At 63.6% G+C, this 14,803-nt stretch carries 11 protein-coding genes and 4 pseudogenes; 1 reads left to right on the forward strand and 14 read right to left on the reverse strand.

Annotated elements, in window-relative coordinates; all coding sequences use genetic code 11:
* Nucleotides 1-23: 23 nt before the first annotated feature.
* The 4 genes and pseudogenes from G5575_RS17785 to yajC form a co-directional block, all read right to left on the reverse strand.
* On the reverse strand, nt 24-869 hold the full coding sequence (locus G5575_RS17785; protein ID WP_164535491.1) for a phytoene/squalene synthase family protein: 846 nt from the start codon (nt 867-869) through the stop codon (nt 24-26).
* Nucleotides 870-1,017: 148 nt separating this feature from the next.
* Nucleotides 1,018-1,413 (reverse strand): Mth938-like domain-containing protein, encoded by a 396-nt coding sequence (locus tag G5575_RS17790; protein WP_164535492.1) that lies wholly within the window; start codon nt 1,411-1,413, stop codon nt 1,018-1,020.
* A gap of 176 nt (nt 1,414-1,589) precedes the next feature.
* Nucleotides 1,590-4,153 (reverse strand): annotated as a pseudogene (gene secD, locus G5575_RS17795) (protein translocase subunit SecD).
* Nucleotides 4,154-4,213: 60 nt separating this feature from the next.
* Nucleotides 4,214-4,564 (reverse strand): preprotein translocase subunit YajC, encoded by a 351-nt coding sequence (yajC, locus tag G5575_RS17800; RefSeq protein WP_164535493.1) that lies wholly within the window; start codon nt 4,562-4,564, stop codon nt 4,214-4,216.
* Nucleotides 4,565-4,741: 177 nt separating this feature from the next.
* Between yajC and G5575_RS17805 the strand changes: the two genes are divergently transcribed.
* Entirely contained in the window at nt 4,742-5,596 is an 855-nt protein-coding gene (locus G5575_RS17805) for an ATP-binding protein (protein WP_164535494.1), read from the forward strand.
* Nucleotides 5,597-5,650: 54 nt separating this feature from the next.
* Here the strand turns inward: G5575_RS17805 and G5575_RS17810 are convergent, their stop codons facing one another.
* The 10 genes and pseudogenes from G5575_RS17810 to G5575_RS17860 all read right to left on the reverse strand — a co-directional run bounded on the left by G5575_RS17810 (nt 5,651) and on the right by G5575_RS17860 (nt 14,761).
* On the reverse strand, nt 5,651-6,313 hold the full coding sequence (locus tag G5575_RS17810) for a murein hydrolase activator EnvC family protein (protein WP_164535495.1): 663 nt from the start codon (nt 6,311-6,313) through the stop codon (nt 5,651-5,653).
* The gene (locus tag G5575_RS17815; RefSeq protein ID WP_164535496.1) at nt 6,234-6,917 is read right to left on the reverse strand and encodes a LysM peptidoglycan-binding domain-containing protein; all 684 of its coding nucleotides are present in this window, start codon (nt 6,915-6,917) and stop codon (nt 6,234-6,236) included. Before G5575_RS17815 ends, G5575_RS17810 begins: the two co-directional genes overlap by 80 nt.
* Before the next feature lie 124 nt (nt 6,918-7,041).
* Nucleotides 7,042-7,817: pseudogene (gene surE, locus G5575_RS17820) on the reverse strand (5'/3'-nucleotidase SurE).
* Nucleotides 7,817-9,145 carry a serine--tRNA ligase gene (gene serS / locus G5575_RS17830; RefSeq protein ID WP_164535499.1) on the reverse strand — a complete coding sequence of 443 codons (1,329 nt, stop codon included), beginning with the start codon at nt 9,143-9,145 and terminating at the stop codon, nt 7,817-7,819. Before serS ends, surE begins: the two are co-directional and overlap by 1 nt.
* A 227-nt stretch (nt 9,146-9,372) precedes the next feature.
* A complete protein-coding gene (gene tatC / locus G5575_RS17835) occupies nt 9,373-10,191 on the reverse strand; it encodes a twin-arginine translocase subunit TatC (protein ID WP_164535500.1) in 819 nt (272 codons plus the stop codon).
* On the reverse strand, nt 10,124-10,861 hold the full coding sequence (gene tatB / locus G5575_RS17840) for a Sec-independent protein translocase protein TatB (protein ID WP_164535501.1): 738 nt from the start codon (nt 10,859-10,861) through the stop codon (nt 10,124-10,126). The genes tatC and tatB overlap by 68 nt, the downstream gene beginning before the upstream one ends.
* Before the next feature lie 58 nt (nt 10,862-10,919).
* Complete coding sequence (locus G5575_RS17845; RefSeq protein WP_164535502.1) at nt 10,920-11,144, reverse strand: twin-arginine translocase TatA/TatE family subunit; 225 nt, start codon at nt 11,142-11,144, stop codon at nt 10,920-10,922.
* Nucleotides 11,145-11,263: 119 nt separating this feature from the next.
* A pseudogene (gene scpB, locus G5575_RS17850) lies at nt 11,264-11,904 on the reverse strand (SMC-Scp complex subunit ScpB).
* Nucleotides 11,901-12,685 (reverse strand): annotated as a pseudogene (locus tag G5575_RS17855) (segregation and condensation protein A). The pseudogenes scpB and G5575_RS17855 overlap by 4 nt, the downstream one beginning before the upstream one ends.
* 42 nt (nt 12,686-12,727) lie before the next feature.
* Entirely contained in the window at nt 12,728-14,761 is a 2,034-nt protein-coding gene (locus tag G5575_RS17860) for an SPOR domain-containing protein (RefSeq protein WP_164535503.1), read from the reverse strand.
* Nucleotides 14,762-14,803 lie beyond the last annotated feature (42 nt).

The following is a 14,803-nucleotide window of genomic DNA, read 5'->3' on the forward strand; positions in this document are numbered from 1 at the left end:
CTAAGGATGAGGTCTGCTGAAGCTTAGCGGTTCCTGAGCGACCACAAGGTCAAGCGGCCGATTTTTTGCCAGTCTGGTTGGTCGCGTGACGGTGCGAAGGGGTTTGTGACGGACCTTTTCCAGTTGGCGAGCTCGCTTTCGAGCAAGGCGATGATGGCGAAGGCTGGGCGCAGCTGGGACGGAAGCGCCGCGATCGCGGTACGGGCCTTGGCGAGGTGGGCGTCGGCGAGTTCGGCGATCTGGCTCAAGGCAGCGTGCAGACCTTCCGAGTCCTGACCGGTGAAAAGCTCACTTTCCTGAACACCGTTGGCTTCGAGAATGGACCAGGGAAGCATGATGCGCCCTTGCGCAGAGATATAGCCCAAGGCGCGAAGGTGGCCGATCATGGCTTGGGCGACGCCCAGGTGGCCGGCCGCGTCTCCGGGTTCGACCGCTTCGCCATTGTTGAGAATCATGGCCGAGAGCTGCAGCAGGGTCGATGCGGTTTCGCCGGCATAGCCTTCGAAGGTTTCGAGGTCCGGCATTGGATCGTCGTAGAGGTCGAAGCGGCGTGCGGCGATGAGGCGGGCAAAAGTTCCGGTTGGAAGGTTAAAGCGCTCGATCGTTTGGAGCAGCGCATCGGCGAGCGGGTTCTGTCGGATGTTGCCATGTCCGCTGCCGGTGATGGCGTCGGCCCACCATTGCAGGCGAATTTCTCCCGGTGCCGGGCCGGAGACACGATCGCGGATGGCGGCGATGTCGGCGTTAAAGGCATAGAGCGCGATGATGGCGGCACGGGATTCGGCCGGGAGGACCAGCGTTGGGAGGTAGCGGTCGCGGTCGGTGGCGCGGAGGGTCGTGGCGGCGTGGGTGAAGGCGTCAGTGGTCATGGCGCGCCACTTTTGAAGCTGGAGCTTGCGGCAAGAACCCCCACCTCGCCTCCCCCTTTAGGAGGGGGAGGAATCCAATCGAGTCCAGACCGCCGATGGGGCTCCTCCCCCGACTTCCGGGGAGGTTGGGTGGGGGCTTCCCGACAAGTTAGCGCGCATTCTCGACTGCGATCAGCGCGGCGGCGACGGGGCGGTCTTCCGCTAAAAGAACATTGTACGTTCGAATGGCGCCGCCGGTTTGGGTGGCTTCGACGATGATCTTGCGGTCGCGTAGCGCGGCACGAATAGCGGGGTCGATAGGGACGATCTCTGTGCCGAGGCCAATCAGCAGAACGTCGATCTGGTCGGCCTGATCGATGATGGGCTGCAGGCTTTCAAGGGTCAGTTCAGCGGCGGAAGTGATGCTCCAGGCGTGCATGCCGGAGGGCAGGCAGAGGAGCGAGCCTTTGTGGGAAAGTTCGGCGAAGCGGAAGCCGCCATTGCCGTAGGCGGTAAGGCCGGTCTGGTGGGGGTAGTGGCCGGAGAGGGTTTGGGGGTCGGTCATCTGTTCCACCTCCACTGGGTGTCATCCCCGCGCAGGCGGGGATCCATCTTGAGATCGGAGGTTGGGCCCGGCCTTCGCCGGGGTGACATCCAGTGGGTGGCGAGCTCAGGAGAAAGGCCCCTCACCCGGCCCTTCGTGCCGACCTCTCCCCGGAGGGGCGAGGTAAGAGCCCTGCCCTAGACCGAGGCGCCGTCGTTGGCTTTGACTTTCTTTTGCTCGACCGCGGCGACTTCTTCTTCGGACTTCTGCTTGAGGCCGAAGTTGATGAGGATGGGGCCGTTGACGATGACCGAGGAATACATGCCGACGAGCGAGCCGAAGGTCATGGCGATGGTGAAGCTGCGGAGCGCTTCACCGCCGAAGAGGACCAGCGGCACGAGGCCAGCAAGACCGTGAACTGGGTCAAGGACGTGCGGACGATGGTCTGGTTGATCGAAAGGTCGATCAGCTCAGGCAGCGGCATCTTGCGGTATTTCTGGAGGTTCTCTCGAATACGGTCGGAGACGACCACCGTTTCGTTAAGTGACAGACCCACCAGCGTCAGCACCGCGGCAATGGAGCTGAGGTTGAACTCGAGCCCGGTGATCGAGAACAGGCCGATGGTCATGATGATGTCGTGCGATGTCGTCGTGACCGCGGCGAGCGCGAACTGCCACTCGAAGCGGAACCAGATGTAGATGAGGATACAGGCAAGCGCGATGATGACAGCAATGGTGCCAGTCCAGGCGAGTTCGCCGGAGACGGTGCCGCTCACCGCTTCGACGCGGCGAACCTCATAGTTCTCGCTGGCCAGTGTATCGGTAACCTGCTGCACGGCGACCTGGTCAGCCGACTGGCCGCCCTCCTGGGCCTGAACGCGGACCAGAACGTCTTCGGGCGTACCAAAGCCCTGGACCTGGATTTCGCCAAGGTCTAGGCCGCTCAGGAGTTCGCGCACCTGGCCGACGTCAGCCGGGCTGCCCTGATGCTGAACTTCGATTGCGGTACCGCCGACGAAGTCGATGCCGAGATTGAAGCCCTTGAAGTAGGCGGCGCCGATCGAGACGACGGACATGATGATCGAAAGCGCAATGACATAGCGCGAGATCTTCATGAAGGGAATCTTGGTGCCGTCCGGAATGAAGCGGAAGTGCTGGATCTTGAGCACTTTCGGGCGAACGCGTTTGTACCAGAGGTGCACCTGGTAGTTGGTGACCGTGTACGAGGTGAAGAGCGAGGTCAGGATGCCGAGGCCGAGAGTGACGGCGAAGCCTTGCACCGGTCCGGAACCCATGAAGTAGAGCACGACGGCGGCGACAAGCTGGGTCAAGTGCGAGTCGACGATGGTGCCCCACGCACGTTCGAAGCCGGCATTGATGGCTTGGAGCGGCGTACGCCCTGCCCGCTGTTCTTCGCGCATGCGTTCGTAGATCAGAACGTTGGCGTCCACGGCCATGCCGATGGTCAAGACGATGCCGGCGATGCCAGGCAGCGTCAGTGTCGCGCCGAGGGTGGAAAGCGCGGCGAAGATCAGAATGATGTTGAGGATCAGCGAGACGTTCGCGAAAACGCCCCAGAGGCCATAGGCGACGACCATGAAGGCGACGACGAGCACGGCGGCGACAACACCAGCGGTAAGACCGGCCTGGATCGAGTCGGCGCCAAGGCTGGCGTCAACGGTGCGTTCTTCGATGACGTTGAGGCTGGCCGGGAGCGCGCCGGCGCGGAGAAGCACGGCGAGATCGTTGGCCGAGGCCGTGGTGAAGGAGCCGCTGATCTGGCCCGAGCCGCCGGTGATCGGCTGCTGAATGACCGGCGCGGTGATGACGGTGTCATCGAGGACGATGGCGAAGCGCTGACCCACATTGCGGGCCGTGATTTCAGCGAAGGTGACGGCGCCGCGGGTGTCAAACTTGAAGCTCACCACCGGGATGCCGCGCTGCTGGTCATAGGCGGGCTGGGCGTCGATCAGGGATTCACCGCCGAGCGCCACGTCTTCGTAGAGCAGTTCGCGCGAGCCATCCTGGCTGTTGAGGATCATGGTGCCGGCAGGCAGGCCCTGGGCCTCGGCCTGCTCCGGGGTCATGCCGGGATAGACCATGTGGAAGGTGAGGCGCGCGGTCTGCGAAATGATGTTCTTGAGGCGGGTCGAGTCACCAAAGCCCGGAACCTGGACAAGAACGCGGGTATCGCCCTGGCGCTGAATGGTCGGCTCGGTGGTGCCGAGTTCGTCGATGCGCGAGCGGATAACTTCGATAGACTGGGCGACCAGCGAACTCATGCGCTGGGTGATGCCTTCGGGGGTCAGGGTGATCGAGAGCTTACCATCAGCCGTTTCGCCGAAAGCCAACTCGTTGACGCCGCCGCCGGCGGAAAACAGCGAATTGGACAGCGTATTCTGGATCGAGTTGATCGCGGTGACGGCCAGCTCGCGCTGGGTCGGATCGGTAAGCTCGATATAGATGGCGTTGGCAGCGGCATCGGTGGTGATGATGTTGCCGATGCCGTTCTGGTTGGCAAGGACGTTGCGGGCTTCGCGGCGAACGTCGGACAGGCGTTGCTCGACGATGCCGGCGCGATCGACTTCGAGCAGCAGGTGCGAACCGCCCTGAAGATCGAGGCCGAGAACCAGTCCGGGCTGCGGCAGCCATCCGGGCAGCGCTTGGCGCGCCGACTCGGGAAGAAAATTGGGAGCTGCAAGCAGGATACCCGCGATTGCGACGAAGAGGATCACAAATACGCGGAACGGCGACTGGTTCATGTAAGGCGTCCTAGAAAGGCAGAAAGCCGGGGCATGATGCCCCGGCTGGATCGGTTCGTCTTAAGCGACCGGCTTGTTGTCGTTAACCGGCTCGGACTTGGAACGCACATCGGCAACCATGCCACGGACCAGCTTGACCTTCACATTGGGCGAAATTTCGACTTCGAGGTCTTCGCCGTCGACGGCTTTGGTTACTTTGCCGACGATGCCCCCGGTGGTGACGACGGTGTCCCCGCGGCGGATGGCGGAGAGCATGGCTTGCTGGGCCTTGAGGCGCTTCTGCTGCGGGCGGAAGATCAGCAGCCAGAAAATCAGCACGAGAAGGGCGATCGGCATCAGCTGGATGAAGATGTCAGCCATGCCTCCGGGGGCTCCGACAGCATCCTGGGCATAGGCGGGCGTTACAAACATCAAGCGATCTCCTAATCGTTTCTTCTTGGCGCGCTTTTGGAAAAGGGTCGGCTGGTGCGGGCTGGACGCTATCCAGCGGTCCTGCACTTGCGCCCCGGCCAAAATCGCGCGGACTATACATTTCGGGTTGGCTGATTGCAAAGCCAATAGCGCCGCCCATTTCACAAGGACGAGACGGTGAAAACCAAAGACTATTTGAGCAGAATCGCCGATGCGCTGGAGATTCTTGCGCGCGGCTCCACAGCACCCGAACCGTTTCGGCTGGGCGAGGCTGACGCTTATCACTGGCAGGGAGAATCGGGGACGCTGCTGGCAGTGAAGAAAGTCTCGCGGGTGCCGTTACGGATGTTGCGCGGCATCGATCAGGTGAAAGGCATTTTGCTCAAGAATACCGAGCAGTTTGCGCGCGGCCACGGCGCGAACAATGCCCTGCTTTGGGGCGCGCGAGGCATGGGCAAGTCATCGCTGGTCAAGGCAATCCATGCCGATGTGCTGGAGCGCGAGGGTTTCGAGCGGCTGGTGCTGATCGAAATTGCGCGGGAAGATCTCGAAACGCTGCCCGTTTTGATGCGGGCGATCGCGGGCCAGGATGCGCGGTTTATCGTGTTCTGCGACGACCTCAGCTTTGATAGCGGCGAGACGAGCTACAAATCGCTCAAGACCATTCTGGACGGCGGGCTCGAGGGGCGGCCGGAAAATGTGCTGTTTTATGCGACGTCGAACCGGCGGCATTTAATGCCGCGGGACATGATCGAGAACGAGCGATCGACGGCGATCAACCCGGGCGAGGCGGTGGAGGAGAAGGTGTCGCTGTCCGACCGGTTCGGGCTGTGGTTGGGCTTCCACGATTCGGACCAGGACAATTACCTGGCCATGGTCAGTGGATATGCCGAGTTCTATGGGCTCGCGATCGACGCGGAAACGTTGCGGGCGCGGGCGATCGAATGGGCGGCAACGCGTGGGGCGCGGTCGGGTCGTGTGGCGATCCAGCTGGTGCGGACGCTGGCAGGGGAAGAGGGCAAGGCTGTGTAAAGAAAAAGGGCCGCGCACCACTGCGGCCCTTTTCTGGAGATCTTGGGCAGGCGTTTAGCTGGCGAGCAGCGGGACGGGGTCGACCGGGGTTGCGCCCTTGCGCAGTTCGAAGTGGAGCTGCGGCTTGGAGACCGAGCCGGTCTGGCCGACTGTGCCGAGCGCATCGCCGCGGCTGACGGTGGCGCCCTTGGCGACGCTCATGCCGTCGAGATGGGCATAGGCGGACACGTAGCCGTTGGGGTGACGGACCAGGATCAGGTTGCCATAGCCTTCGACGCCAGAGCCGACATAAATGACAGTGCCATTTTCTGCGGCCTTGACCGAGGAGCCGGCGGGCACGTCGATATTGATGCCGGTGCCACGCGAGGCGGCAAAATCCGTGATGACGCGACCGGAAACCGGCCAGCGGAACTTTTCGCTGCCCGACATGGCGGGCTCGGCGGCCGGAGCCGGTGCAGCTGCGACCTGGGTCGGCGCCGGTGCGGCGACGGGGGCCGGAGCTGGCGTTGCGGCAGCGGCGGTCGGCGCCTGAAGGGTGCCGGCGGCGGGAGCGAGGCCCGGCGTGGTCGGCACGGTGGCGAGGGTCTGGACATTGGCAGCGGCGACCTGCACAGGTGCCGGTGCTTGCGGCGCGGAGTTAACGAGGTCGCTGCGGCCCGGAATGATAACCTTCTGGCCGACGACGATCTTGTCCGGGCGAGGACAGGCCGTTGGCAAGGACAAGCGCCTGAGTGGTCACATCGTATTTACGGGCGATGGTATAGAGCGACTCGCCGCCGGCGATAGTGTGCGTGTAGGCACCATTGCTGTTTGCGGCAGCCGGTGCCGGCGGCATCGGAACGCTGGAATTGACGGGGAGCGAAGAGTTGGCGCCCAGAGCAGCGACCGCAGGAGCAGCCGGCAGCGGGGCAAGGGTCTGCTGTGCGGGCATGGCTTGCGGGGTTCCCATTGGTGACGACGAGTTCAACGAAGGCAAAGTCTGCGACTGCACGGTGGGCGTGGCGCCCGCCGGCTGCATCCAACCCGACGAAGCGGGCGCAGGAGGCAATGTGTTGCCACCACCATTCCAGCCACCGACCTGCGCAGGCGGCAGGTATTGCTGCATGCCGGCAACCTGCACGTTCTGTGCGGCGCCAAGGCTTGCGGGCATGGGCTGATTGAGCGTGGTGGGTGGGCGCGAATTGATCGCGCTGGTGGTCGTATTGTCGCCAAGGGTACGGCTGCCAAGGCTGGAACAGCCGGACAAACCAACCGCTGCCACTATGACACCGGCCACGGCGACTGCACTTCTCGGGGTCCGCAGGGAAACGCGATCACGCATCGGCTTACTCGTACGCAGGATACTCAACAACTGAGTTTGAAACTACGCGGGTAAGGTAAAGACGAGTTTAAAGCCGATGCAGTTTGAGTGGAATTGTGTGAGCGTGATTCAGGGGTGGGTAAGGTTAAGAAGCGGTAGGAAGCTTCAAGGAAGCGAGCCGCTCCAAGGCCACCCGATGCGTGATCTGCAGGGCCATGGGGGTGACGGTGATCTTGTTGCCTTTGCGCAGGACTTCAAAGTCGGCCCCGGGATCAAGCGGCAGGGGTGTTTCAGGGATGGCCATGAAGAAGCCACCGGGATTGTCGCTGGCGTAGTGACGGATGGGAGAGCGCGAGAAGCGCTGGTGTGGGACGGCGGCTAGACCGGTGACCTCGGATGTGTCGCAGAAGGGGAAGTTGACGTTGTAGAAAACGTCGTCGCCTTCATGGGCCGCGAGGATCGCCTCAACCGTTCTGGCGCCGAAGTGGACGGCGTTGGCCCAGTCAGCCTGGCGCGAGCTGTTGTAGTCCATGCACTGGCTCATGGCGATACCTATGGCACCTTGGAGAGCCCCTTCCCTGGCGCCGCCTGCCGTGCCCGAGCAGTTGACGATGTCGCCCAGGTTCTGGCCGGCATTGACCCCGGAGAGAACGAGATCGGCAGGCTTGTTGCCAAGGAGATGGGTCATGCCGGCAACGACGCAATCGGCGGGGAACCGCCGACGACGGCGAAGCGGCGGGGGCCGCGTTCATCGAGGGTCAATTCACGCCCAAAGGTGAAGCGGTGCCCTGCCCCGGATTGATTGCCGTCGGGTGCGACGATCCACACATCGTCGCTCAATTGGGCGGCGATATCGGCCATGATGGCAAGGCCCGGCGCATCCACGCCATCGTCATTGGTGAGGAGGATGCGCAGGGCCATCAGCGCGAACCGATGGCGGTGAGGCCACCCATATAGGGCCGGAGCGCTTCGGGGATGGCCACCGAGCCATCTTCCTGCTGGTAGTTTTCGAGCACGGCAATAAGGCAGCGGCCGACGGCGGTGCCGGAGCCGTTGAGCGTGTGCACATAGCGCGGTGCCTGCTTCTCACCGGATGGACGATAGCGCGCTTCCATGCGTCGGGCCTGGAAGTCGCCGCAGACCGAAACCGAGGAGATTTCACGATAGGTGTTCTGGCCGGGGAGCCAGACTTCCATGTCATAGGTGCGGCGGGCACCAAAGCCCATGTCGCCGGTGCAAAGCTTCATGACGCGGTAGTGGAGACCGAGGCGCTGCAGCACGGTTTCGGCGGCCGAAAGCATGCGCTCGTGTTCGTTGAGCGATTCTTCGGGCGTAACGATCGAGACCAGTTCGACCTTGTTGAACTGATGCTGGCGCAACATGCCGCGGGTGTCGCGACCGGCCGAGCCGGCTTCGGAGCGGAAGCACGGCGTAAGCGCGGTGAAGCGGAGGGGGAGTTCCTCTTCCAATAGAATGGACTCGCGAACCATGTTGGTCAGCGGCACCTCGGCAGTGGGGATCAGCGCAAGGCGGCCATCACCGTGTTCGGTGAAGAAGAGATCTTCCTCAAATTTTGGCAGCTGGTTGGTGCCAAAGAGCGCTTCATCGCGCACGAGGACCGGTGGCTGCACTTCGAGGTAGCCGTGTTCGGTCGTGTGCAGGTCAAGCATGAACTGGCCGAGGGCGCGTTCGAGACGGGCTATCTGACCCTTGAGAATGACGAAGCGACTGCCGGAGAGCTTGGCAGCGGTCTCGAAATCCATGTCCTTTTCGGCAACGCCGATATCGAAATGTTCCTTGGGCGCAAAGCTCAGATGCGGTTTGGGCGGGCGAACCTTGGCTGCAGTGGCTTCGCTGCCGTTGGCACCGAAATATTCGACATTGTCGCTTTCGTCGTCGCCGGGCGGAACGTCGTCTAGCGGCATGTTGGGGAGGGCGGCGAGGCTGTCGCGAAGTTCCTTTTCGACGCCGCGTTCCTCCCTCTCACCTTCTGGAATGAACTCCTTGAGGCGACCGACTTCGGCCATCAGCTCCTGCGCCCTGGCTTCGTCCTTCTGCGCCTTGGCCTGGCCTATCTGCTTGGAAAGGCTGTTGCGCTTTCCCTGCGCTTCGTTGAGGCGAACGATAACCGCGCGGCGGCGCTCGTCGATGGCGATGAGATCAGCGGAGCGGACGGAGACATTCTTGCGCACCGACATGGCCTGATCAAAGGCTTCGGGGTTGTCTCGGATCCACTTGATATCGAACATCGTTGGTCTCGGGCCCAGGCCCGCCTCGTTGGTGACCGGGTTTGTTTACGGAGGTGGGTGTGGGGGTGCAAGGGGGAAGGTGTGGGCCCTGGTGGATGCGCGGGCGCCACCACCCGGCCTCCCCTTTAGGCGGGGGAGGAGTTTGGCCGGTGGGTGGCCGAGAACGTGCTCCGTACACGATGCGGCTCCTCCCCGGCTTACGGAAGAGGCTGGGTGCCGGGTCTTGGCTAAGCCTGTTCGGCTTCCCGGGCCGCGAGGGCAGCCTTGCGGCGGCGTTCTATGATGCGGACGGAGAGGATGGAGAGCTCGTAGAGGCCGTACATCGGGAGCGCGAGGCCGATCTGGGAGACCGGATCGGGCGGGGTGATGAAGGCAGCAATGATCAGGATTATGACGATGGCGTAGCGGCGGCCATGCTCGAGCGTCTTGACCCCGACTAGGTCCAGTTGTGCCAGGAGGGTCAAGACGACCGGCAGCTGGAAGCAGACGCCGAAGGCGAGGATCAGCGTCATCGCTAGCGCCAGATATTCGGAAACCTTGGCGAGCAGCTTGATTTCTTCGGTCTGCATGCCGGCAAAAAAGCCGAGCGCCATGGGCAGAACGACGAAATAGACCATGGCTGCGCCGAGCAGGAAGAAGATCGGCGTTGCGATGAGATAAGGCACCAGTGCCTTGCGCTCGTGCTTGTAGAGGCCCGGAGAAACGAAGCCGTAGATCTGCGTGGCGAGGAACGGGAAACCCAGGAAGATCGCGCCGAAAAAGGCGAGGTTGACCTGCGTGAAGAAGAATTCCTGCGGCGCCGTGTAGATCAGCTCCATGTCACCCGGATTGGGGTAGATGGAGCGGTAGGGGTTGAGGAGAATATCGAAGATCTGGCCGGCGAAGAGGAAGCAGATCACCATCAGGACAACGATGGCGATGGCGCTGGCGATCAGGCGCTTGCGCAGTTCCACCAGATGCTCAAGCAGCGGGGCTTCGCTACCGGCGAGTTCGTCTTCGACTTCGGGCTTCGACTTGTCTTCGAGCTGGGGCTTGGTATCGGCCATTATTGTGCGTCTCCGGCCGGATCAGCAGGCTTTTGCGCGGCGCACGCGGCTTTTTCGGCGCGGCTGCGGCGTCGGCGGTTGTCGCTGCGGCAGGCTTGGTCGCGCGTTTGCGTGCCGGCTTGATGACGACCGGAACCGGTTCGGTGTCGGCAATCTCGACGTGATCGGCATCTGCGGTGGCGACATGGGCCGGCTTTGTGACGCGTTTGCGGGCGGCCCTCACCGGCGCGGTCTTTTCGATGGGCGCGAGGTCAGCCGGCTTTTCGGTTGGCATGAAGCCATATTCCGCGGCCAGCTCGGTGCTGGTCTTGGGTGCGGCGGGCATGCCGGCCTTGGCGCGAATTTCGTCGGCGACGCTTTCGACCTTGGGATCAGCGGGCTTGATGATACCGGACGGGCTTTGGGTGCCGTCCTTGTTCATGGTGTTGAACTCGCGGCGGATTTCGTCCGCCGTCTGCTTCAAAGGTGCGGTGATTGTAGAGCGCAGGTTGCGCACTTCATCAAGGCCGGTGGTCTTGTTGATCTCGCGCTGGAACTCGCGCCCCATGCGTTGAATCTGGCCGATCACCTTGCCGACGCGGTTCATGACGATCGGCAGATCTTTGGGACCGATGAAGATCAGCGCGACAACGCCGATCACCAGCATCTCTGTCCAGCCTAGGCCGAGCATGGCAATAGTCTCCCCATAGCGGCGGGGCCGCTCTTAACTCCAGGCAAGGAGTTGCAGATCAGACGTCGCGCGTGGTCGAGGTCTTCTCGGCTTCGCGCGCCGCTTCGATATCGGCGGTGGTCTGGATGCGGTCGGCAGGACGATCGTCGTCCCTCATGCCCTTCTGGAAGGCTTTGATGCCGGAGGCGACTTCGCCCATCATGCCGGAAATCTTGCCACGGCCAAACAGCAGGATGACAACAACGGCGACAACGAGAATGCCCCAGATAGACGGCGCGTGCATGGTGGTTCCTCTAGATTCTGGTACGCGTTACACGCGATAAGTAACCCGAGAAATAGGTTCAAACGCGGGCAAACACAAGAACGCACTCGTGATGGCAAGACAAAGGCGCGTGTGCTGACCTAGGCGCCGTCGTCCTCGTCTTCTCGCTCACCGGTGTTGGCGTCGTCGAGCGGATCCTCGTCCGGGTGGAGCATGCCATCGAAGGGAAGCGGGATCTGGAGGTCTGGTGGCAGGCGGCCGGACAGAAGCCCCGAGCCTTTCAGTTCATCGAGCCCGGGAAGATCGGAGAGGCTGTCGAGGCCGAAGTGATCGAGAAAAGCCTCGGTCGTGCCGTAGGTGACCGGTCTGCCCGGCGTGCGGCGGCGGCCACGCATGCGCACCCAGCCTGCTTCCATCAGCAGATCGAGCGTGCCCTTGCCGGTTGCGACGCCTCGGACGTCCTCGATTTCGGCGCGGGTGGCGGGCTGGTGATAGGCGATGATGGAGAGGGTTTCGAGCGCGGCGCGGGAGAGCGGCCTGGTTTCGTTTTGCTCGCGCTGGAGGAGAAAGCCCAGGTCTTCTGCGGTGCGGAAGGCCCAGGCATCGCCGCGGCGGACGAGGTTCACTCCCCTGCCCCGTATTGCGCCCGAAGAATTTCGAGCAGCGCGGGGATGTCGGCTCCTTCGAGGAAGGGTGCGATATCGGCGGGACGCAGAGGTTCGGCGGAGGCGAACAGCAGCGCTTCGACGATGCGCAGCTGCCGCCCGACGACGTCGCTCAAGGCTTGCTCCGGCGGCGGACGAAAAGCGGGCCAAAGGTCTGGGTCTGGCGGATGTCGATTTCGCCCTGGCGGACGAGTTCGAGGCTCGAGGCGAAGGTCGAGGCGCGAACGGTAGCGCGTTCGGCTGGGGTGGCGAGGTAATCGACGAGGTAGGAGTCGAGCGAAACCCAGTCGCCGGAGTCGCCGATCATGCGGGTGAGCATGTCGCGGGCGTCCTGGAGGGACCAGACGGTTCGCAGTTTCGGGCTATATTCGGGTTGGACGCTGCGCTCGCGCTGGCTGGCATAGGCTTTGAGGAGGTCGTAGAGACTGGCTTCCCAGAGCGAGCGGCGGCGGATTTCGATGGGTTCGGGCTCGCCGCGCGCATAAACCTGGAAGCCGAGCCTAGGCCGGTTCATCAAGCGGCTTGCCGCGGTGCGCATAGCCTCAAGGCGCTTGAGGCGAAGGGCGAGCATGGCAGCGAGCATTTCGCCCGAGGGCTCCCCGTCGCCCGCAGCCTGCGGCACCATGAGCCGACTTTTGAGATAGGCGAGCCAGGCGGCCATGACGAGGTAATCGGCGGCAACCTCCATGCGCCGATCGCGAATACCCGCGATAAAGTCGAGATATTGCTGGGCCAAAGACAGGACTGAAATGGCGGTGAGATCGATTTTTGCCGCCGCGCCAGGTCGAGCAGCAGGTCGAGCGGGCCTTCATAGCCTTGGACATCGACATTGAGGACGTCTTCGGCAGGCTTGGGTGCCGGCGTGTCGAACCAGTCAGGTTGATTGGTGCCCGTCATGGCCCATCCTTGGCCGCGCGGGCGGCCAAGGTCAAGCTTGGGTCAGAGGATCAGGCAGTCGCCGCCAGCGGCTTTGACATTTGTGCAGATATTTGAGGCACCGGAGCGATCCGAGGCGGGAACGAGGACACGATAATATATGCCGCGTTCGCCGAGATCGACGCGCTGGATTTCAAGGTTGGCGCCGCCGAAGAGCACGCCGTAGCGGGTTGCAATGGCCTGTGCCGATTCGCGGGCGGCTTCTTCGCTGCGCTGCGAGGAAAGCTGCACATAGGCGCCCGCCGTTCCGCCCGCGGGGACGGCAGCCGTTGCTGCAGCGGCGGGGGACGTGACTGTCGGGACCTCAGAAACGGATGTTGTGGTGGCACCGGCGGGTGCGGCAGGCGCCACACCGGCTGCGGGAGCGGAGACGGCTGCGGTTTGCAGATCGGCGGGACGCGTGACGGGAGTGGTTACGGTGCGGCCGGTGATGGGCTGGCCAGCAGCGTTGACAACGGGCACGACAACACCGGAACCGACGGGCACGACCGTGGGCGCCGCTGGCGCATTAGTGGCGGCTACCGTGGTTTCCGGCTGAGTTTCGGCGAGAAGGCTGGGCGTCGAGGTGTCGGCGCCAGGAACTTCCGGCACGTTCGGGCGATCGACCGGCAGGATGGAGGCGCCAGCGAGGCTATCGTCACCACTGACGATCGTGCCGTCAGGACGAACGGTAACGGTGCGAACCTTGCGGTTGACCAGGCCATCGGTGTTTGGCGTCACGGTGCCGTCGCTGCCGGGGGTCAGGACGCCCGGGGTACTGTCGAGCGCCGCGGTGGTCGCAGCAGCTTCGGTTACGGCTTCCTCATCGGCCTGATCGCGGGAGACCAGTTGCTCGTCTGCACCGGTGTTGTTGCCGGCAATTTCGTTGAAGACCACCGACTGCTGTGGCGCGGTTTCGACCGGCGCCGGGACTTCCTTGACGGCGGCCGTATCGGCAACGATCAGCGGCGCTGGTCCCGTGGGCGCTGCGCTTTGTCCGAGCATGAAATAAAGGCCAAGGCCGGCGGCACCCAAGAGGGCGACGGCGACTAGCGGGCCGGCAACGGCGCGGGATAGGCCCAAGACCGGACCGCGGCGGCGACGGGGAGCCACGGGCGCAACGTCTTCTTCGTAGGGCAGATCGCCTTCAGGATTGACCCATTCGACGCGAGCACCGGTTGCGGCAGCGGCGGCAAGGATGGCGTCGTCGACCGAGCCGGCGCCGGCTGGAGCATGGGCCGATGGTTCGGCCCGGCGTTCCGGATAGCGGGACGGCAGCACCGGAGTGGCGAGGCTGCGGAGTGCCGGGCTCGGCGCAGGTGCCGACACCGGCTGGTTGAGGCGGATAGCGGAGCCGACGAGATTTTCGATGTCGCGAAGCGGATCAGCCTTGGGCTCGGGCTCAGCCGGGACTTCGGCGATCGGCTCGATCTCGGGCGCGACTTTGACGGGCTCTGGCGAGGAGCCGACCTCGGGTTCTACAACCGTGACCGCGGTCGCGGCGGGCTGAACGGGCTTCGGCGAACCAAAGCCAAAGACGGGCGGCACGCCGAAATTGTCTTCGCGCGCAGCGGGACCGGGCACTACTGGCAGCGGCTCAGGCTGTGGTACCTCTTCGCTATTTTCACCGGCAAGCTCGGCAGCGATCAGATCGGCCAAGCTGTCGTGATCGAGCGCTTGTGGCTCCACGGACGGTTCGACAACAGGCTTGACCACAGCCGGCTGCGGCGGTGTCTGAACCTGCACGGGGGCGGCAACGACGACAGGCGTCACCGGCCCGGCTGGCTTATTCAGCGCGAAGTCGAAATTGAACGGCTCTGTCAGCGCTGGGGTCCGTGTCGGCGCGACCGGCTCAGCGCCAGGGATGCGGACCGTGCCCAAAGGCGCACGCGGCGCTGCGGCAGCTTGCGGCAGCTCGGCTCCAGGGATGCGGACCGGCGATTGCGGCGCTGGCGATCCAGGCTGCGGCTTGGCGGGCGTATCCGCGCGGGCATCGTCGGCCATGAGGCGAGCAAGCTCAGCGATCAGGTCGTCCGGTGCGTTTGTTTGTGCGGCCATTGAGTTCGGTTTCGCTGACGTTGTCGGCCAGCGCCCCTAGAA

The sequence above is a fragment of the Devosia aurantiaca genome (assembly GCF_011058215.1).
GTDB classification, from domain to species: domain Bacteria; phylum Pseudomonadota; class Alphaproteobacteria; order Rhizobiales; family Devosiaceae; genus Devosia; species Devosia aurantiaca.

Coding starts and splice junctions, on each gene's coding strand:
- G5575_RS17785 (WP_164535491.1), bottom strand. CDS start 869: ATGACCACTGACGCCTTCACCCACGCCGCCACGACCCTCCGCGCCACC.
- G5575_RS17790 (WP_164535492.1), bottom strand. CDS start 1,413: ATGACCGACCCCCAAACCCTCTCCGGCCACTACCCCCACCAGACCGGC.
- yajC (WP_164535493.1), bottom strand. CDS start 4,564: ATGTTTGTAACGCCCGCCTATGCCCAGGATGCTGTCGGAGCCCCCGGA.
- G5575_RS17815 (WP_164535496.1), bottom strand. CDS start 6,917: ATGCGTGATCGCGTTTCCCTGCGGACCCCGAGAAGTGCAGTCGCCGTG.
- serS (WP_164535499.1), bottom strand. CDS start 9,145: ATGTTCGATATCAAGTGGATCCGAGACAACCCCGAAGCCTTTGATCAG.
- tatC (WP_164535500.1), bottom strand. CDS start 10,191: ATGGCCGATACCAAGCCCCAGCTCGAAGACAAGTCGAAGCCCGAAGTC.
- tatB (WP_164535501.1), bottom strand. CDS start 10,861: ATGCTCGGCCTAGGCTGGACAGAGATGCTGGTGATCGGCGTTGTCGCG.
- G5575_RS17845 (WP_164535502.1), bottom strand. CDS start 11,144: ATGCACGCGCCGTCTATCTGGGGCATTCTCGTTGTCGCCGTTGTTGTC.
- G5575_RS17860 (WP_164535503.1), bottom strand. CDS start 14,761: ATGGCCGCACAAACAAACGCACCGGACGACCTGATCGCTGAGCTTGCT.